Origin of the sequence: Halovivax sp. (assembly GCA_007119345.1) — an archaeon.
Classification (GTDB): domain Archaea; phylum Halobacteriota; class Halobacteria; order Halobacteriales; family Natrialbaceae; genus Halovivax.
The window spans coordinates 1-19561 of record SKPV01000085.1; the positions used below are offsets into that span (position 1 = coordinate 1).

18 protein-coding genes and 1 pseudogene are annotated in these 19561 nt (G+C 69.1%); 8 read left to right on the forward strand and 11 right to left on the reverse strand.

The window, feature by feature from the left end:
• Positions 1–407: pseudogene (locus QZT59_RS05795) on the reverse strand (heavy metal translocating P-type ATPase); the annotation flags it as partial.
• Between the two features lie 5 nt (positions 408–412).
• On the reverse strand, positions 413–748 hold the full coding sequence (locus tag QZT59_RS05800) for an SHOCT domain-containing protein (protein ID WP_290812658.1): 336 nt from the start codon (positions 746–748) through the stop codon (positions 413–415).
• Between the two features lie 182 nt (positions 749–930).
• On the opposite strand from QZT59_RS05800, the gene QZT59_RS05805 reads away from it, so the two are divergent.
• Positions 931–1533 carry a MarR family transcriptional regulator gene (locus tag QZT59_RS05805; RefSeq protein ID WP_290812660.1) on the forward strand — a complete coding sequence of 201 codons (603 nt, stop codon included), beginning with the start codon at positions 931–933 and terminating at the stop codon, positions 1531–1533.
• A 179-nt stretch (positions 1534–1712) separates the two neighbouring features.
• A complete protein-coding gene (locus QZT59_RS05810; RefSeq protein ID WP_290812663.1) occupies positions 1713–1979 on the forward strand; it encodes a hypothetical protein in 267 nt (88 codons plus the stop codon).
• Positions 1980–2102: 123 nt separating this feature from the next.
• Here QZT59_RS05810 and QZT59_RS05815 read toward each other — a convergent pair whose 3' ends face one another.
• The 3 genes from QZT59_RS05815 to QZT59_RS05825 form a co-directional block, all read right to left on the reverse strand.
• Positions 2103–2615, reverse strand: coding sequence for a DUF411 domain-containing protein (locus QZT59_RS05815; RefSeq protein ID WP_290812666.1), 513 nt, complete (start codon positions 2613–2615; stop codon positions 2103–2105).
• A 98-nt stretch (positions 2616–2713) separates the two neighbouring features.
• Positions 2714–3562, reverse strand: coding sequence for an arylamine N-acetyltransferase (locus QZT59_RS05820; protein WP_290812669.1), 849 nt, complete (start codon positions 3560–3562; stop codon positions 2714–2716).
• Positions 3563–3775: 213 nt separating this feature from the next.
• Positions 3776–4183, reverse strand: a complete 408-nt coding sequence (locus QZT59_RS05825; protein ID WP_290812672.1) for a DUF5518 domain-containing protein — start codon at positions 4181–4183, stop codon at positions 3776–3778.
• Positions 4184–4264: 81 nt separating this feature from the next.
• On the opposite strand from QZT59_RS05825, the gene QZT59_RS05830 reads away from it, so the two are divergent.
• Both QZT59_RS05830 and QZT59_RS05835 read left to right on the forward strand, forming a co-directional pair.
• Complete coding sequence (locus QZT59_RS05830; RefSeq protein ID WP_290812675.1) at positions 4265–5311, forward strand: NOG1 family protein; 1047 nt, start codon at positions 4265–4267, stop codon at positions 5309–5311.
• Between the two features lie 110 nt (positions 5312–5421).
• Positions 5422–6474: a guanosine monophosphate reductase gene (locus QZT59_RS05835; RefSeq protein WP_290812678.1), complete on the forward strand. Its 1053-nt coding sequence runs from the start codon at positions 5422–5424 to the stop codon at positions 6472–6474.
• 56 nt (positions 6475–6530) lie between these two features.
• Here QZT59_RS05835 and QZT59_RS05840 read toward each other — a convergent pair whose 3' ends face one another.
• From QZT59_RS05840 to QZT59_RS05850, 3 genes are all read right to left on the reverse strand, one after another.
• Positions 6531–6911, reverse strand: a complete 381-nt coding sequence (locus tag QZT59_RS05840) for a hypothetical protein (RefSeq protein ID WP_290812681.1) — start codon at positions 6909–6911, stop codon at positions 6531–6533.
• A gap of 506 nt (positions 6912–7417) precedes the next feature.
• Entirely contained in the window at positions 7418–8731 is a 1314-nt protein-coding gene (locus QZT59_RS05845; RefSeq protein WP_290812683.1) for a TIGR00341 family protein, read from the reverse strand.
• A 184-nt stretch (positions 8732–8915) separates the two neighbouring features.
• Complete coding sequence (locus tag QZT59_RS05850; protein ID WP_290812686.1) at positions 8916–9236, reverse strand: hypothetical protein; 321 nt, start codon at positions 9234–9236, stop codon at positions 8916–8918.
• A 650-nt stretch (positions 9237–9886) separates the two neighbouring features.
• Here QZT59_RS05850 and engB point away from each other — a divergent pair.
• Entirely contained in the window at positions 9887–10504 is a 618-nt protein-coding gene (gene engB, locus QZT59_RS05855; protein ID WP_290812688.1) for a GTP-binding protein EngB, read from the forward strand.
• Positions 10505–10527: 23 nt separating this feature from the next.
• Here the strand turns inward: engB and QZT59_RS05860 are convergent, their stop codons facing one another.
• Complete coding sequence (locus QZT59_RS05860; protein WP_290812691.1) at positions 10528–13404, reverse strand: M14 family metallopeptidase; 2877 nt, start codon at positions 13402–13404, stop codon at positions 10528–10530.
• A gap of 117 nt (positions 13405–13521) precedes the next feature.
• Here QZT59_RS05860 and QZT59_RS05865 point away from each other — a divergent pair, with 117 nt between their 5' ends.
• Entirely contained in the window at positions 13522–13752 is a 231-nt protein-coding gene (locus QZT59_RS05865; protein WP_290812694.1) for a hypothetical protein, read from the forward strand.
• A 364-nt stretch (positions 13753–14116) separates the two neighbouring features.
• Positions 14117–16306 (forward strand): multicopper oxidase domain-containing protein, encoded by a 2190-nt coding sequence (locus QZT59_RS05870; RefSeq protein ID WP_290812697.1) that lies wholly within the window; start codon positions 14117–14119, stop codon positions 16304–16306.
• Positions 16307–16389: 83 nt separating this feature from the next.
• Here the strand turns inward: QZT59_RS05870 and QZT59_RS05875 are convergent, their stop codons facing one another.
• Together QZT59_RS05875 and QZT59_RS05880 are read right to left on the reverse strand one after the other, a co-directional pair.
• Positions 16390–17322, reverse strand: a complete 933-nt coding sequence (locus QZT59_RS05875; RefSeq protein ID WP_290812700.1) for a hypothetical protein — start codon at positions 17320–17322, stop codon at positions 16390–16392.
• A 41-nt stretch (positions 17323–17363) separates the two neighbouring features.
• Positions 17364–18875 (reverse strand): adenylosuccinate synthase, encoded by a 1512-nt coding sequence (locus QZT59_RS05880; RefSeq protein WP_290812702.1) that lies wholly within the window; start codon positions 18873–18875, stop codon positions 17364–17366.
• Positions 18876–19056: 181 nt separating this feature from the next.
• Here QZT59_RS05880 and QZT59_RS05885 point away from each other — a divergent pair, with 181 nt between their 5' ends.
• A complete protein-coding gene (locus QZT59_RS05885; RefSeq protein WP_290812705.1) occupies positions 19057–19476 on the forward strand; it encodes a hypothetical protein in 420 nt (139 codons plus the stop codon).
• Positions 19477–19561 lie beyond the last annotated feature (85 nt).

The following is a 19561-nucleotide window of genomic DNA, read 5'->3' on the forward strand; positions in this document are numbered from 1 at the left end:
AGGAAGGGGACGCCCCCGTAGAGGAAGACGACGGTCCCGAGGACGGGGCCGACGAGCGCGCTCCCGGGGACCGTCACCGCGGCGTAGCCGAACCACTCCTGGAGCATCGGGCTGTAGTACAACACCGGCAGCGAGAGGACGAGGCAGACGACAAACCGCGTTTTGAACATCTCCTCGTGGTCGGAGTGGTCGACGTGCGCGCCGTCGCCGCCTTCGTGTTCGCTGCGGTCGTCGCTATCGTGCTCGTCACGGACCTCGTCCGACTTCTCGCGGGCGCCGGGCGCGTCCCGGTAGCAGTCACAGACCCGACAGCACGAGCAGTACGCGTCGGTCGGCGTTCCGCGACCGGCGGTGGCGTCCGATTCCCGCCCCGACGCGTCGGACCGGCCGCGAGACCCGCCGTTCATCGTCGTCACCTGCCCCGTTCGAGTCGCTCCCGCCGCTTCTCGAACTCCTCGTCGGTGAGGTCCCCGCGGGCGTACGCGGTCCGCAACTCTTCGAGGGCCGGATCCGTCCCGCCATCACCGCCCCAGAGGGTGGCGTACAGCAGGTAGCCGACCCCGACGAGGATCGCGAGGGTGACGAGCCACGGCAGCAACCACCACCAGCCCCCGACGGCGCCGTCCCACATCCAGCCGTGGCCGGCGCCCATCACCGGCATCATCACGACCATCATCACGAGCGGTATCAGCAGGAATGCGGCGACGATCAGCAGGATCGCCCGGAGTACCGCGTCGTCGGTTGCCATACTCGACCGTACACGACGCGAATACAAAATATCCGGACACCGTTCAGGCAGCGACGATCCGCACCCGATCCGATGACGAACCGATTCGGGCAGATTCGCCAGAATAACGACGCTCGAAGCCCGAAACGCGGACCGGAAGCGTAACACGTAGGGCCGTCTGCGAGTAAGGTTCCGAGAGAGTCGTGACGCGAACCAGGCTGGATCTCGCCCTCGCCATCGTCGTGGCGGGGATCCTCGTCATCGGCGTCGGTGCCGCCTGGCAGACCTACCGGCAGGCCCAGGCCCACGGTGAGATGATGGGTCACGACGCTGCCGTCCACGGGCCGCATCCGGTCTGGGTCCTGCTCGCTACCGTCTTCGTCGCGTCGGCAGTCGGTGGGATCTACTGGCTCGTCCGCGACCGGATACCGACCGAGGAAGGTCGAGCGCCCGACGGGCAACCGACGCTTTCGGCCGGATCCGACCCTGACGGGGTCGATACCGCAGCCGATCCGAACCCCGCTGCCGACGAGCCAGGCGGGTCGGACTCGTCGAAGTCGACGGCGGGCGAGTCGCTCCATCGGCCAGCGGTGCTCGACGTCCTGCCAGCGGACGAGCGTCGGGTCCTGGAGCCCGTCATCGCGTCGCCCGGACTGACCCAGATCGAACTCCGCGACCGGTCGGACTTTTCCAAGAGTAAGGTCAGCCAGACCGTAACTGGCCTCGAAAAGCGGGGGTTACTCTACCGCGAGCGCCAGGGTCGAACGTACCGCGTCTATCCCGCAGACGATCTCGACGAGCGGTGAGCCGGCGGTATCGACCGACCCCAATGAATTCCGACCGAGGCCTTCGAAAATCGGCCGCACGAACGATTTCCTCGGTGAGAAACGATTAGCGTCGCCGAGAAACGTTCTCGAACGCTCTCGTCCGCGGGTTCACGACCGCACGCTCAACCGACGGGACGACGTACGACCGACCGAGTACCATGACAGCACCATCCCTTCGAGTTCTGCTCGCGGTGATCGTCGCGATCGGCTTGCTCGGCGGCGTCGCGATCGTGACCGCGGACGCGGGCGACGACGACCGGACCCTGTTCGACCGGATGCACGACGGCGTCGCGGATCACGTACCTGGGGATCACCACGCCGGCGACCACGCTGCCCACCACGCCGGCGACCACGCTGCCCACCACGCCGGCGACCACGGTGACCACCACGACGAACACCACAGCGACGGCGGTCACTGCGACTAACCCGCCGAGCCGGTAACGGCGCGCGCCGTCTACCCGTGGCAGCGACGGTAACACACGCAGGTTGACGAGTGATCGTCCGTCAGCGGCCCGGAGCGGGCGAAGCCGACCCGCCGACCGGTCTCCTCATACCTCCGTGAAGACCTCGGCGCTCCCGTCCGCGGAGAATTCGTAGATCGTCCACGTCTCGTCTTTCTCCCCGCCCATGCCCGGCGAGCCGGTCGGCATCCCGGGCAAGGCGATCCCGAGGGAGTCGGGTTCCGCCTCGAGGAACGCCTCGATCGGCTCGACCGGGAGGTGTCCCTCGAAGACGTACCCGTCCAAAACGACGGTGTGGCAGCTCCACAGGTCCCTGGGGACGCCGAGTTCGGTCTTGCGCTCCGCCAGCGCCTGCTGCTCGTCGAAGACCTCCACCGCGAGTTCGCCGTCGAGGTGCTCGTCGAGGTACGGCGGGTACTCGTCGCAGCAGGCGCAGGAGGGGCCCTGGTACTGGGTGGCGCTGGCGACGGCGAGCGACTCGTCGAGGTCCGACGCGCCCGACTCCGGATCCCCGCCGTCGCTGCAGCCGGCGGCGGCGGTCCCGACGGCGACGGCGCCCGCCACCAGGAGCGCCCGTCTCGAGAGTGGTGTGTCGGTCATGTCCGTCGAACGCGCTCGCCGATCGACCCGGCGCTCGTGATCGAATCGAGGCGTCGATCGGCTATGGATGGCGGCGATCGTTCCCGCGAGGTGGGAATTCACGGATCGAACGACGGCGGCCCGCGGATGCCGAACTCGCGTGCCAGGATCTCGTCGAACTCGTCGTCGGAAACGGTGCGCTCGCGGGTCTCGTCGCCCGCCGTCTCGATCAGGGTGTCCCCGACCAGCTTCCGGTGGCCCTCGTCGGTGGCGACGGAGGCGATGGGGTCGCCCGTGAACGGCGACTCGGGCGCCCGCTGGAGGTAGTCGTTGGTCGCCTCGAAGTAGTGCAGTTCGCGCGGGGCGTCGCCGAACACGTAGCGTTTCGACCAGGCCCCGTCCCTCGGCGTCCGGAACTGCGTGCAGTAGGCCGCGTCCTGTCGCTCGCTCTCGACGACGCGCCACTCGACGCCGACGGCGTCCGCTCGGGACTCGCCGTCGAGCGGGGTGGGGCGGCGCATGACCGGGGTGCTCATCCCCACGTCGACCACGTACCGGCGATCCAGGTGCACGACGTTGGCGTGGTGGTTCGCCGGCGGGGAAGGGCGTTCCTCGGTGACGACCCGCGCCGCGACGCGGTCGACGTCGAAGCCGAGTTCGTCGAGCAGTCGGTGGAACAGCCCGTTGAGCTCGAAGCAGTAGCCCCCGCGTTCCGCCCCGACGAGTTTCTCGTGGAGGGCCGGCGTCGACAGGACGACCGTCGACCGCTCCCACCCGTCGAGCGAGTCGCCGACGATGTCCAGGTTCTCGAACGGGACGGTCGCGACGTGGGCCCGCTGGAGCCGCTCGAGGGTCGTCAGATCCGTTTCGACGACGGTCTCCGGATCGACGCCGATCCGTCGCAGGTACGCGTCGACGTCCGTTCCCGCCGCGACTCGGCCCTCGCGGGCGAGCGTATCGGGTCCCATTACGTCGTTCCGACGGCGCCGCCGGTACTCACTCTTTCCGGGATCGAGTTTTTGTAGGCGAACTGGAATAACGGGTCGGCGTCGAGGATCGGTCGTCCGGACGCCGACGGCTTCCGGGCGATCGTCCGCGCACGACGCGGCGAAAACGCGCTGGCCCCGGCTCGATTTGGTTCCGGCTCGATTTGGCCACAGGTCAATTTAGTCCCGAGTCGATCACCGGGACGGCGATCGTCCGCCGGGACGCCCCCGATCGGGGTTCAACGCGCCGCCCACCGCGCCGGCGACCGCGCTCTCGAGGGCCATCACCATCGCGATCAGGACCGCCCCGACGAAGATGCCGACGCCGAGGACGCCCCCGAAGACGGCCCCGGCGGGGCCGCCCGCGACGCCGACGATCCCGACGGCAACCGCCAGCAGTAGGCCGCCCACGATGCCGCCGAGCGCCCCGGCGAGGAGGCCGTGCCAGGCGCCCCGGCCGAGGCCGCCGCCGGCGAGGTAGCCGGCGACGAGGCCGGCGACGAGGCCCGCCACGAGCTGGCCGACGCCGGGGAGGGCGATGCCGAAGATCGCGACCACGGTGCCGACGAGGAAGCCGATGATGACCGCGCGCCAATCCGTCATGGGCGAGCGAGGGCGCGAGCGGGCAAAAGCGGTCGCCGCGCAACGAACGTCCTTTTATGGGCGGCCCACCAATCCCCGTCCATGATTTTCGAGGACCTTCCGACGACGCCGACGTCGGAAGAGCTGATCGACAAGGCGTTCTCGCGGGCGTCGCGGGCGGGCCGGGCGCGCCAGGGCCTCGAGGCCCAGCAGTCGATGCTCCAGACGGCCGCAAACATCGTCTCGGACAACCTGGAGAACGTCGTCACCTCGTGGCCCGACTTCGAGTACGAGGACGACGTCCACCCGTTCTACTACGAGCTGGCGGACGCGATCGTGGACGTCTCCGGGTCACACCCGGAGGGCACGGAAGGCGCGGATGCGCCTTCCGGGGTCGACGAGCTGCGCCAGTCGCTCTCGCGGGTGACCTGGGCGAGCCGCAAGGCCGACGAGATCCGCGACGAGTACAACGCGAAGCTCCGGAAGACGGACGTCGACACCGCCCGCAAGCACCGAAAACAGGCGTTCGCCCGGCTGGCGGACGTCGTCGAGCAGGTCGACGACGACCTCCGGGCGATCAACGACGCCCGCAACGCGCTCCGGGACCTGCCGGAGATCGACCCCGACGAACCCACCGTCGTGGTGGCGGGTTACCCCAACGTGGGCAAGTCCTCGTTCGTCAACGCGGTCACCCGCGCCCGCGGCGAGACGGCGAGCTACCCGTTCACGACGAAAGGCGTCGGCGTCGGCCACTTCGAGCACGAGCACGTTCGCCACCAGATCGTCGACACGCCGGGGCTGCTCGACCGCCCGCCGGAAGAGCGAAACGAGATCGAGTCCCAGGCGGTCAGCGCGATCGAGCACCTGGCCGACTGCGTCCTCGTCTTTCTCGATCCGAGCGGCGAGTGCGGCTACCCGCTCGAGAGCCAGCTCGAGCTGCGCGACGCCATCGTCGAGCGGTTCGAGCCGCTCGAGATCCCGGTGTTCACGGTGGCGAACAAGGCCGATCGGTTCGACGCCGACAACCTCCCGGCGGACGCGGACGTCAACTACCGAACGAGCGTCGAAACCGGCGAGAACGTCGAGGCGGTCCTCGAGGCGGCCGTCGAAGCGATCGGCTTCGAGCCGGAGTTGCCGTTCGAGGGATGAGGACCCCGGCGGGCGCGTCGACGGGAGGGCGCGGCCGGACCCGGTTTAGAAATCGTCGCCCCGTCGCCTGCGCCACGCTTTTGTCCGATCATCGCCTAACCTTGTGCGGAATGGACGCCATCCGAACCGGTCTGTCCTACGGCGACGTGCTGGTGGTCCCGCAGCGATCGCCCGTGGATAGTCGGAACGAGGTCGACCTGACGACGCACCTCACCGACGGCATCGAACTCGAGAACCCGCTGCTCTCGGCGCCGATGGACACGGTCACCGAGGCGGAGACGGCGATCGCCCTCTCGGCGGTCGGCGGCATGGGAACGATCCACCGCTTCGCGACGATCGGGGAGCAAGCCGTCGAGGTCGAGCGGGCGGCCGACGCCGGCGCGACGGTGGGGGCGGCCGTGGGCGTCGCGGGCGCCTACCTGGAGCGGACCGGCGCCGTCCTCGAGGCCGGCGCCGACTGCGTGGTGGTCGACGTCGCCCACGGCCACCTCGAGCGCTGTCTCGACGCGGTGAGCGCGATCCGGCGGGAGTACCCCGACGTCGACCTCGTCGCGGGGAACGTGGCGACCCCCGCTGGCGTCGCCGATCTGGCCGACGCCGGCGCCGACTGCGTCAAGGTGGGCATCGGCCCGGGCTCCCATTGCACCACTCGCCGGGTCGCGGGGGCGGGCGTCCCGCAGCTCACCGCCGTCAGCGACTGCGCCGAGGCGGCCCGCGACGCCGACGTCCGGGCGATCGCCGACGGCGGCATCCGCTGCTCGGGCGACGCCGTGAAGGCGCTGCTCGCGGGCGCCGACGCGGTGATGATGGGGAGCCTCTTCGCCGGCACCGAGGAGGCGCCGAGCGAGGTCGTCGAGGTCGACGGCGTCCGGTACAAGCGCTCGCGCGGGATGGCGACCACCGCGGCGAACGAGGACCGCGGCGACACGGCGGAACTCCCGGACGCCGACGAGGGCGTCGAGGGCCTCACCGAGTACAAGGGACCGCTCGCGGATGTCGCCGCGGAGTTCGCCGCCGGCATCCGCTCGGGGTTGAGCTACGCCGGGGCCCACACCATCGAGGAGGCCCGCGAAACCGCCGAGTTCATCCGCGTGGCGCCGAGCGCCAGGGATCGCGAGGGCGCCCACGGCGACCACGACTGGGAGACCGTGACGGTGGACTGACCTCCCCCTCCTCGCGTAAACCCACGACGGAGCTCGCTCCCCGAGCGCGCCGACGCTTACCGGCGCTCGTTCAGTATCGCCACCGCCACCGCGACCAGCAGCACCAGCGACAGCAGGATCGTCAGCCCCTGTGCGCCGGTCGCGACCGCGCTGTCGACGTTCCCACCGGTGAGCAGCGTCGCGATGTCGCCGAGCGCACGCATCGAACCGCCGGCGCCCGCGAGCGCGAGCAGGCCGAGCCCGTAGGTCGCGAGCCGGTCCCGGTCGCTCGCGAGTCCGAGTCGCCCCAGGAAGACGCAGAGGACCCCCAGGAACGCCGGAATGAGTGCGGTGAAGTGCGGCTCTTCGCTCGCGAGGTACGCGCCGACGCCAACCATCGCGAGTCCGATTCCGACGGCGATGCCGACCCGGTACGGATCCGTCCAGTTGGTGGCCATGCCCGGGGGTTGTCGCCGGAGTGGAAAATCCGTTTCGACGACGGTCGCGCTCTAATCGTCGTTGCTCTATCGCGCCGGTCGCCGGGATCGAGGGGTGCGCTCGGGCGCGCTTCGAGGACCGTCCCGCTCCGCCAGCGGTCACCGTTCGGCACGGACCGTTCGACCGAGTCGACGCACTCGCCGCCGAGCACCGCGTCGAGGCCGTCCGGGTCGAGCGTCGACCCGCCGACGTTCTCGACGTAGAGCGCGGTCGTCTCGTTTTCGGCGTCGTGGGCGTCGACGGCCTCGTCGTTGACGATCGCGATCTCGGCGTCGATCTCGTCCGCCGACCGACTCGCCCTCGCTGTCGACCGACTGCGCGAAGATAGCCGTCTACGTGACCGTCGTCCCGACGAACAGCCCCGCTACTGGGACGACCGCGACGAAGAGGAGCAACTGGACGATCGATTCGCGCACTGGTGACGATCTCGGGGGTGGACGAAAAAAGCCCTCCGGCGGGCACAACCCTACCGGCCGTCGTCCGCCGCCCCCTCTTCGACGAGGGTGACGTACCGGATCTGGACCTCGACGCCCTCGTCCGCGTGTCCGTCGATCCGAGCCCGGATCTCCGCGGCGAGCTCCGGGTCGACCTCGCCGGGCGGACCGCCGACGCTGACGACGACCCGCTCGGGCTCGCGAAACGGGAAATCCTGGTCCATCACGACGGAGAGCTCGATGAGTTCGTACTCGGCGTACGCGTCGTCCTCGAGGGCGTCCTCGACTTCTTCCCGGGCATCCTCCTCGAACGTCGCCGCCACGTAGGAGTAGTAGGTGAAGGCGCCGAGCAGCGCCGTGAAGGCGGCGACGATCCCCACGAGGCCGAGCACCCGGCGCCGGACTCGCTTCTCCGTCGGTCCGAAGTCCCACAGCCGCTCGGGCCGGTAGCCGGCGTACCAGAGCGTGACCAGTCCGGCGAGGTTCACCGAGAGGACGTTGACGAAGACGAGCGCCGTCGAGCCGATCGCCGCCATCGGTTCGCCCCAGGCGATGGCAATCCCCGCCGCGGCCGCCGGCGGAATGAGCGCCGCGGCGATCATCACGCCCACCAGTGCGACGCCGATCCCCGTCGAGATGCTCACGATACCGGCGACGCCCGCGCCGAGCGCGACCGCGAGCGCGAGCAGGTCCGGCGCCAGCCGCTCGGAGATCTCGTCGACCGCCATCAGATCGAGTCCGGGTGGCACGACGTTCGTCACCCGGGCCAGCCAGGCGAAGACGGCCGCCGCGAGGATGGCGACGACGACGCCGATCGCCTGGTACTTGAGACTCTTGTGGAACAATCCCTCGTCGTTGAGCACCGAGCCCACGCTCGCGCCCAGCGCCGGCCCGATCAGCGGGGCGATCACCATCGAGCCGACGACGATGGCCGGCGAGTCGAGCAGCAACCCCGCCGTCGCGACGATCGCGCTGACGACCGTCAGCGTCACGTAGACGTCGAGCGTCGGCGTCAGATCCCGCGCCTCGGCCTGAAGTTCCTGGCGGGAGATGCGGTCGGCCTCGACGCCGCCGCCCTCGTACTCTTTCTGTAGCTCCTCGAATCGCCGCGAGACGACCGTCTCCGCTTCGACGACGACCGTGTAGGCGTCCTCCTCGACGCCCTGGTCGCGGAGTTCGTCGAGCACGGGTTCGACGGCCGGCCCGGGGAGCGGGAAGTAGACGACGGCCGTGTACTCCCGGCCGCTCTCCTCGTCGGTCACGACGTAATCGATCCCGCGGTCGTCGAGGGTGTCGAGGATCGCCTCGCGCGACCCCGTCGGCACCGTCAGCTGTACGAGCCGCAAGACACCCGTACTGACGGTCCCGACGGCCATAATTCCGGGCCCGGCACGGTACGTGCGGGGTCCGACCGCCGGGGCGACGCGCACCGGTCGCTCCGGCGGCGTTCTGCCGGACCCGCGTGAGCGATCGGGCCCGACGGGTCTCGGCGCGCTGCAGAAATCGACCGCGTCCGCGGATCAGTCGACGTTAGACGCCATCGTCGTCATCGTCGTCATCGTCGTCGTCCATGCCGTCATCGTCGTCATCGCCGTCGTCCATGCCGTCATCGTCGTCATCGTCGTCGTCCATTCCGTCGTCGTCATCGTCGTCGTCCATTCCGTCGTCGTCATCGCCGTCGTCCATCCCGTCGTCGTCTTCGCCGATGCCGTCGTCATCGTCGTCCATCCCGTCGTCCACTCCTTCGTCGTCGAGTCCGTCGTCCTCTTCGTCGTTACATCCCGCGAGCGGGAGGAGGAGGGCAGTTACCAGGCCGATTCCGAACGTCCGTCGGTTCAGGGACCGAACCATACTCGATACCCGTCCGGGAGAGGGGTTAGTTATCGCGTCCTAAATTCCGACCCCGTAACTCTCGAAGTCATATCGATTGCCGATACGGGTCGCTTACTTCGATCATCGAAACCCGTAGACGGGAAGGCAGTGTGGACTCGAAGCTTCCGGCTTCGATTGCGCTGGGACCGTCGCGCGGTGACCGTCGCCGGCTTCAGGCCGACGAACGTCGGTACCGGACCGCCGTTGGATAGCCGACGGGCGGCCGAACGGGTTCGCGAGCGCACCCGTCTTCCGGCGCTCGTCGACTCACCGGCCGACGGGCGGTCGCGCCGAGGCGGGCGATCCGCCGTGTCGGCCGAGGGGAGTCTCTCACTACACGCGACCGCGGGTTCACGGGCGCCGGTGACGACCACCCCGTGAACGGCGGGACGCTTCGGTCAGTTTCCATCGTTGGCGGGCGCGGTCGTCCCGAAACTTGTGGCTCGCGGGTTCGCCGGGACGCGCCCCGGGCCGGGCCGTCGGTCGGCCGGACTCGTCGACGTGGAATCGGTTGGTCGACGGTTCAGTTCGGCCTACTCGTCGTCATCGTCACGAACCGCCGCGAGATCGGTCCCCGTGCTCACCACCCGTCGCGACGCTTATCACTGGCGACGGACCTACAGACGGTCATGTTCGAGACTCGTCCCGACCGCGACGCGGAGGTCGTCCTCGTCGGCCGGTCGAACGTCGGGAAGTCGACGCTGATGCGCGAACTGACCGGCCACTCGTTCGACACGGGACAGAAGCCGGGGGTCACCCGGCAGCCGAATCACTACGACTGGGCGTCGGAGGACTTCGTCCTCACCGACCTGCCGGGGTTCGGCTTCATGAGCGGCGTCGAAGCCGATCGGAGAGAGCAGATCAAGACCGACATCGTCCGTTACCTCGAGGAACACGCCGACCGCATCTTCGTCGGCGTCCTCGTCGTCGACGGCAAGAGCGCCGTCGAGATCATCGACCGCCACTCCGGACCGGACTCGATCCCCTACGACGTCGAGATGTTTCACTTCCTCCGGGACCTCGAGATTCCCGTCGTCGTCGCCGTGAACAAGATGGACAAGGTCGACGACCGGGACGAGCGCCTCGACGAACTCTGCGACCGCCTGGGGCTCTATCCGCCCTGGCAGCAGTGGCGGGACACGATCGCGCCGATCACGGCCAAGCGCGGGAACATCGAACCGCTGACGGAGGCGGTCCGGACGCACCTCCACGAGGCGAACCGGGACGACCTGTTCACGTTCTTCTGAGCGTCATCGTTCGACGGCGTCGATCAGCGGACGGTTCCGTACGTTCCGACGAGCTCTCCGTCGGTGTACCGGCGCTGCTCGAACCCGAGCGCGTTGCAAAGTAGCGTGTGACCGAAGAACGACAGGGCGTAGTCCGCCATGCCGAACGGGTGCAGTTCGCGCTGGTTCGCCGGTGGGAGGATGGAGCCGATGACCTCGATCTCCGCATCGCCGGCGGCGACCGTCCCGGCCGCGACGCCCGCGTCGGCGAGTTCGGGATCCCACCAGGAGCCCTCCCACTGCTCCATCCGACCGGCGACGTCCATTCCGACGTCGGCCGCCGCGTCGTCGTCGACGATCGTCGCCGGCGAGTCGTTGCCGGTGGTGTACCCGACCTGCGAGATCTTCCACACCTCCCGCTGTATCTCCCGGACGTCGGTCAGCAGCGGGTGGTCGAAGTCCCGGCCGACGAGGTTGGGGATCTGCACCTCGAGTTCGCGGAGGTCCTCGTCTCCGATCGCCGCGGCGTCGCCGACGTCGAGCACCGCGAGCAGGTTCACCCCGGCGTCGGTGAGCACCAGGTCGCCGCCCGCCTCGACGAACTCCTCGATCGCCTCGACGTACTCGGGATCGTCGCTCGCGACGTCGTGGGAGACGACGAACGTATCGTACCGGCGCTCCCCGGACCGCCCGCGCACGAGTCGGCCGGTGCGAACGTCGTGGACTCGAAGTCCGTCGATGGAGCCGTCCTCGAGGAACGGTTCCAAGTCCTCGAAGAACTGCATCGGGTTGACCACGTACTCCCGCTGGGTGTAACCCAGGACCTCCTCGGGATCGGGGTGTTCCTCGTCGGTCTCGAGGGCGACGAAGTCGACGTCGACCTCGTCCTCGCCGTCGCACTCGACGGTCCAGTCGCCGTTCGCGGGGTCGGGCACGTAGAGGTGGTTTCGCTCGCCCATGCAGCAGGCGCGCTCGTCCGTCTCGGACAGGTCGACCTGGTGGACGATCCGACCGGCGGGGTTTCGCACCTTGACGACGCCCTCGCTGACGCCGTGGGCGTGGAGCCGCACCGCCAACGAGTGCGTCCGCTCGTCCGAGGCGACGCTCGCCGCGCCGTCGGGCCCCGGCCTGACGGCGTCGTGGCGGCGGCGCACCTCCGTGGCGCGATCCTGACCGCGTCCGCCGCCTCGCCCGGGCCGCTCGTCGGTGTGCGAGAGGTCCGCCGACGAGCGCGTCAGCTCGTCGGTCGAGAGGTACGCGGTTTCCTTCCCGCCGGTTACGACGGTCGCCTCGTTCTCGGCGGCGGCCATCTCGGCGTACTCGCGCATCGAGATCCGGTAGGCCGTCGTCTGGTGGCGTGCGATGTAGGGCTTCCACTCCTTTTCGTCGTAGGTGCCGTTGTTCGCCCAGGACATCTCGGGCGCGACCGTGCGGGCGCCCAGCCCGCCCCACTCCTCGGGCATGCCGGCCCACCCGAGGAAGGCGCCGGTCACCTGGTAGCCGATCGAGTCGTAGATCGTCCCCCAGTTGAACAGCCCCTCGGGATTGAACGGCGCGCCGTCGGGATCGTAGCCGTACCGGTCGGTGGCGACGCGATCGACGTCGTTCTGGATCGCCTCCATGCCGCCCCAGTGATCGTCCATCCCCTCACCGATACGGACGTTGACCTGGTCGAGTTCGTGGGTCCCGTCGTGGTCGAACGGCGCGTTCGTCTCCAGGTTCAGGACGAACCAGTCGGAGGCGAACATACCGTGGTAATCACAGAGGAACGTGACGTTCTCGTACTGGCGGAGGTGGGCGACGTTCGCCAGCGCGTCCGGGACCACCTCCTCGTACCCGACGTCGTACCCGGGACGAACCTCGGGCGCGCCCTCCGGCTCGGCCGGCCAGAACGCCGGATTCGTCCAGCCGATGGTCGGGTACTGTCGGTTGGTGTCCAGGCCGGAGGCGTTCCCGCGCTGGAAGTTGTACACCTGCTCGCCGGTGTTCGGGTTGACGAACTCGAACTGGGGCTTGCGAACCACCCAGCCGTCCGGGTTGACGAACATGAAGACCAGCACGACGTCGTCGAGCAAGGGATTGAAATCGTCGGCCTCGCCCTTCGCGGCCTGCTCGATGATCCGACAGCCCGCCTCGACGCCCTGGCGCTCGTCGCCGTGGATGCCGACCAGGTAGACGGCCTTCTCCTTCTCCCGGAACGACTCCTCGTCCCGGACGTCGTTCGTGACCTCGACCACGTAGACGTCCCGCGGATCGGGATCCTCGCCCGTGTACTGGTTGTCGTGTCCCGGACCGTGGCCGATGACCTGGAAGTTCACTCGGTCGGGGTAGGTCTCCTCGAGGTGGCTCATCGCCGCGTCCGTCTCCCGGTGGGAAATGTAGTCGCGCGCCTCCTCGACCGGCGGGAAGACGCCGTCGGCGTACGGCTCCTCGAGCGTCCAGAACGGGTTCGCCCCTGGCGCGAAGTCCATGTGCTCGACGCCGCCCCGTTCGAGGACGTGCGAGACCTCCTCGGCCGTGAGGTGAGCGTGAGCGGCGGGCGTCGGTTCCTCGCGCGTCACCGCTTGTGGAGCCCGGGAGAGATCTTCGTCGATCGGCTCCTCGTACTCGTCGGCGAAGGCCGCGAGCGCGTCCCCGTCGGCGAACTCGACCACAGTCGGTGCGGCGTAATCCGCCCGCGAGTAGTTGACCACGAACTCCAACTCGTCGGACATCGCGTCGTCGGTCACCTCGTCGGCCGCGACAGTGCTCGGTAACGCCAGCGCTGCGCCGGTGGCGGCCGCGAGGCCGAGGAAGGTGCGGCGATCGACCGGGCCGTCCCCGAACGCGTCCTCCCGGAGCCCGGCCGCTTCCGAAGCCGTGTATCGGTTCGATTCCTCCCGCTGCTCGGTCGGATCCTGGTCCCGTGTGTGACTGCTCATTGTCGATCACTGTGACTTATTGCCACACCGATCGGTGTCACACGCCGTCACAAGATCGTGAGTGTTTTTCTCAGAAAATAATTCGGACCGGTACCTATATTTCGATCCGTAACGGCCGTGATCTCCGTCGGCGCCATCGGAGTCGCGGCGACGACTGGCGGCGCGATCGTCCCCGCCCGGGAGCACCAGGGCCGAGAGTCCGGCCTCAGGCGGGCGTCGGCGTTCGTCGAACCGACGTTCGAACGGTACGACCCGGAGGCGTACGACACGACCTGTGGCGCCGGGAACGAGCCCTCCCGTCGCACGATCGAGAAGTACGCCGAACGGTACGGCGGTCGCCACGGATGACTGATGGGCCAGCACTCTCCGAGACCGTCCGGCGAAGTGACCGACCAGCACCGGTTCACGTTTCCGCGCGCGGAGTAGGAGGAGGCCACCGAGGGGGTGGAACCCTCAGCCTTCGAGATCGATTGGGAGCGTCCGCGCCCCCGTTCTCGGTCGTGGTTCGACCTGCGGTCCTCCGGTCTCCGTCCGACGGGGACGAAGATTCGACTCCTAATCGGCCAAAAACATTATCAATGGCAACTCAAACAGTCAGCATTACGTTATAAATATATTGAACATATTCAGCGAAAGAGTTTAGTGAACGGCGAAATCCCCGAAAGACTTAATTAAAATAATTAATAACGTCGGAGGCGATGTCGATCACTTGGTGGCCAGCGGTAACTACGGAAAGCGGGAGCCGACGATCGGAACGGGTGGTTGCGAACGGGAGGCGTTGCCGATGAAACGCCTGTCGAGGCGCCGCCTGCTACAGGTCGGCGCGGCGCTCGGTATCGCGGGGGCGGTGTCGAAGAGTACGGTGGCGGAGATGGACGATCACCACTCGTCGCCGGACCTCGAGAAGTTCGTCCAGCCGGTGCCGATCCCAGGGGAGCGCGAGCCGGACGGCAAGCGCCGGGGCGCCACCTATTACGAGGTGTCGATCGAGGAGGCTGAGCAGAAGTTCCACCCGGACCTGGATCCGACGACGATTTGGGGCTTCGACGGGCAGTTCCCCGGACCGATCATCGCGGCCGACCGGAACGAGCGCCTCGCCGTCCGGTTCGATAACGAAGACATGGGCGAAGAACACCTCTTCGAGGTCGACGAGCGAATACGCGGGACCACGGCGGACAACTACCACATGTACGACGGCGACGAGCCGGTCCCGGAGGTCCGCCACTCCGTGCACTTCCACGGGCTCAACGTCCCGTCGGAGGACGACGGACAGGCCGACATGTGGATCTCGCCCGACGGCGTCGAGGGCCCGCGACGGGCCAAGGACGTCCAGGAGATCCCGAACCGGCAGTCCCGGCTGACGACGACCTACCACGACCACACGCGCGGGCTCAGCCGGCTCAACAACTATGCCGGCCTCGTCGGCCCGTACTTCATCAAGGACCGCCGCGAGGAGCGCCTCGACCTGCCCGAAGGCGATTACGACGTGCCGCTCGTGATCGCCGATAAGGCGTTCACCGAGGACGGCCAGCTCTACTACCCGGACGAGTTCGTCGAGGACTTCGTCGGTGATACCGCCACGGTCAACGGCGCGGTCTGGCCGTACATGGAGGTCGAGCCCCGGCGGTACCGCTTCCGGATCATCACACCGTCGAACGGCCGGACGTTCGGCTTCCGGCTCCACGACGAGGACGGCCACGATGTCCCGCTGGGCCACCAGATATCGGCCGGGCACGGCTTCCTGAAGGACGTCGTCGAGATCGGTCCCGACCGCGACCTCGAGACGCTCGAGCTCGGCCCGTTCGAGCGCGCAGAAGTCATTGTCGACTTCTCCGAGCACGCCGGCGAGACCCTCACGCTCGAGAACCACGTCGCCCACGAGGACCACGATCACGGCGATCACGACGACCTCCCGACCTACGAGACCGAGGAGGAGGCTGAGGAGGCCTCCCACGACCTGGGTCTCGAGGGGCGCACCCACGAGATGGAGGACGACCACGGCCACACCGTCTACGCGCCCGGCGAGGACCACCACGAGTACATGATGGCGTGGGAAGAACACCACGGCGACCACGACGACCATCACGGTCCCGATCTCCAGGAGATCGTGCAGTTCCGGGTCGCCGAGGAGACCGAGTCCGCGGACGAGACGGCCGACCCGGCCACGCTCGACCTCCCGTACCGTCCCGCCGCGAACCCCGAGGCCGCGACGACGAAGCGGACGATGACGATGGGGATGGAGGAGGACGAGCACGGCCTCGTGGTGCACACCCTGAACGGGCGACGCGCCTCCGATCCCATCGCGCACCGGCCCCAGCTCGGCACCACCGAGATCTGGGACCTGAAGAACGACGACCACCACGCCCATCCCATCCACCTCCACTTGGTGGAGTTCGAGGTCGTCGGCCGGCGCCAGCACGGCGATCACGATCACGGGGATAACGGCGGCCACACGCACCACGACGACCACGACGACCTGCCCACCTACGACAACCGCGGGCAGGCGATCAAGGCCTCGCGGGAGCTCGGCCTGGAGGGGCGCATCCACGAGATGGAGATGGACGGTGAAACCGTCTACGCGCCCGGCGAGGACCACCACGAGTACATGGAAGCGTGGGCGGAACACCACGGAGAGCACGCCTGGGAGCCCGCGCCCCCGAACGAGCGGGGCGGGAAGGACACCGTCATGGTCGACGCCGGCGAGACCGTTCGGATCGCCATCAAGTGGGGCGACCACGCCGGGATGTATCCGTTCCACTGCCACACCCTCGAGCACGAGGATCACGACATGATGCGGCCGTTCGAGGTCGTCAGCGGGAACCGGGGCGGCCACGACGACCACGACGACCACGACGACCACGACGACCACGACGACGACCACGACGACCACGACGACCACTGAGCGGACGGAACTGACCCGAGCGAACTGAGGCGCGGCTTCGGCGCCACCCGTCGCGTCCTTTCACGTTTTCCCCGTTCGCCACGTCACGCGCCGTCGCGCGCCATCCGCCGCGCGTCGACCACCGCCAGCTCGTCGTCGAGCTCGACGACCAGCGCCTCGTCCTCGAGGGGCACGCGGACCGAGAACCGCCACGGATCGTCGTCGAGGACGGTCGTCGTCTCGTCGGTGGCGGCCCACTCGAGTTCCCAGACGGCGATCTCGGTCAGGTCCCGCCCGTGGTCGTGGTAGAACGCGATCGCGACGGGCCGATAGCACAGCACCTGGGAGACCGGCGCGTACTGGAAGCCGGTGCACTCGGTGCAGTGGTAGACGGCGTAGGCGTCGAGGTCGCGCGTGTCGTGGGCGGATGGAAGGGCGCCGTCGCCCTCGTGGATTTCGGGGTCGACGGCGCTGGCGCACCACGGACACCGGCCGGCGGTCATGGAATCCATGATCGTCCGGGTGCGCCGGTGAACCGCGTCGAGGAGGTCCGCTTTCCCCCCGTCGACCAGCCCGCGGGCGGGGACGTAGACGTCCGCGTAGTTGGCATCGCAGGCGAAACACCGCACCCGGAAGAGCGTCTCGTAGAGGTGTGCCTCGACGGGGTCGCCACAGCGGTGGCAGTCTGCGCCGACGGAGAACCGCTCGACCGCCGGGTCCGCCTCGCCGGTGAGCAGCCCGGCGACGAGCGTCCGGTACAGCACCATCCCCGGCCACCGGAGCCGGTAGCCGTCGTCCTCCTTGGCGACGTAGTTGCCGACCAGCTTCGTCAGGTGGTAGTTGAACCGCCCGGAGTCCCGAATCTCGACGCGCTCCTGGAGATCGGCGTAGGAGAGCCGCGGGATGCCCGTCTCGGGCGAGGCCGTCGCGGCCCCGAGTTCCGTGACGATGCGGACGCGGGTCTCGTCGGCGAGCAGCGAGAACGCCGTCTCGCGATCGAGCTCGTCCGCGCCGGTCGTCGATTCGTCGTCGGTCATCGGCGGTCTCCGGCTATTCGTTCGTCCGCGGTCGTCATCCGTCACCCACGCTCGTGGGTTGCTCGTTCTCGATCATTGTTTTCCCGGTCGAACGCGGCTCGCTCGGCGCGTCCGCGATCGGTCGCCACTCGGTCGGCGCTGGAGCACTCGGTCGACGCGAACGGCGCTCGACGCACGATCGTTTCCTCGCGGCCCGGCCCGACGCCGACCGCGTAGACGGGGACCTCGAGCGCCTCGCCGACGTGCTCGACGTAGGCGCGGGCGTTCGCCGGGAGCGCGTCGTACCCCTCGGCCGCGACCGCCGACCAGTCGCGATCCGACCAGCCGTCGACCGTCCGGTAGGCGGGCGCACAGCGGGCCCGCGCCGCGGCCGTCGGCGGCGTGGTGGTGACCCGCTCACCGTCGAGCTCGTAGGCCTCGCAGATCCGGACCCGCTCGAGGCCGGCCAGCGCGTCGACGTGGTTGAGCACGAGTCCGTCGAACCCGTTCGCCCGCGCGGCGTCCCGGAGCATCGGCAGGTCGAGCCAGCCGATCCGTCGCGGGCGACCGGTCACGGTGCCGTACTCGCCGCCGCGCTCTCGCAGGGCGGCCGCGGTTTCGTCGTCCAGTTCGGTCGGCATCGGTCCGCGCCCGACCCGCGAGAGGTAGGCCTTCGCGACGCCGATGGTGACGCCGTCGGCGACCGCGGCCGGCGGGACCCCGCTCCCGACGATCGCCCCGCCCGCGGTCGGGTTCGACGAGGTGACGTACGGATAGTCGCCCCGGTCGAGGTCGAGGTGGGTCGCCTGGGCGCCCTCGAACAGGATCCGCGCGCCCTCGCGACGGCGGTCCGCCAGGTACGAGCCGCCGTCGACGACCATCCCCTCGTCGGCGAGGCGCTCGCCGTACGTCCGAAGGCGCTCGCAGATCGCGTCGACGTCGAACGCGATCTCGAGGTCGCGAACGGCGTAGCCCTCGCCGGCGTCGGACGCGGCGTCCGCGGCCGCCGAGCGATCCGGGGCCAGCGCGGCTCCCGGATCGTCCGGATCGAGCCCGTACGCGGCCTCGGCGACGGCCCGTTTTTTCGGGACGACGTGCTCGAGGCGCTCGCGGACGGCCGCGGGCTCGAGGAGTTCCGCCGCGCGGATCCCTCGCCGGCCCGCCTTGTCCTCGTAGGCCGGACCGATCCCGTTTCCGGTCGTGCCCACCGCGAGGTCGTCGCCCCTGGCCGCCTCGGACGCCAGGTCCAGCGCGCGGTGGTACGGGAGGACGACGTGGGCGCGCCCGGAGACGCGCACGTCGGGGTCGAGTCCGCGCTCGCGCAGCCGGTCGATCTCCTCGAAGAGCGTCGCCAGGTTCACGACGCAGCCGTCGCCCAGCAGTCCCGTCGTCCCGCGGACGACGCCGCTCGGCACGAGCCTGAGCTCGTAGGTCTCGCCGCCGTGGACGACGGTGTGGCCCGCGTTGTCGCCGCCCTGGTAGCGGACGACGACGTCGGCGCGCTCGCCGAAGCGATCGACCGCGCCGCCTTTCCCTTCGTCTCCGAACTGGGAGCCAATGATCGTGGCGTTCACGGACGGACCATCGGCCGAATCTTCAATAACCGTTCTGTGAAGCGCGATTCACACGACGCGTTCGGTTCGGCTCGCCATCGTCCCGGCCGTCGGGCGCCATCGCGCTCGGGGCACCGATTCCACGGGCGGCCTCCCTCGACCGACGCACAAAATATATGCATTTCGACACCTCATCGCCGGCATGGCACGCCGTTCGACCGTTCGGTCCCTCCTCTTCGGGACGCCGGGCGACCGCAGACGCCGCCACCTGCTCGCCGTCCCGGCGCTGGCGGCCCTCGGATACGCCTGGTTGCTGTTCGTCGGCGTCACCGAGGGAGTGTTTCCCGGGACGACGGCGCTCTACGTCTGGTTCGGCGTCCCTGCCCTCGTCGCGACGGCGACCGTCGCCCTGTTCGCCTACCGGGGAGACGGGGTCGTCCTCGGGTGGGCGCTCGGCGCCGCCTTCGCCCTTCCCTCCACGCGACCCTTCTGGGACCCCGCCGTGACGAGCGTCGAGAACGCGACGATGTCGCTGGTGCTCGCGGGGCTCTTCGCCCTGTGCTTCGGCCTCTTCGGGGCGAGTCTGGGCCTCGGTTTTCGGTGGGGCGCGGCGGCGCGGTGAGGCGCGACGACGGGATGCGGTTCGACGGCGGGATGTGGTGAGGTGGGACAGCGGGATGTGGTGAGGTGCGACGGCGGGATGCGGT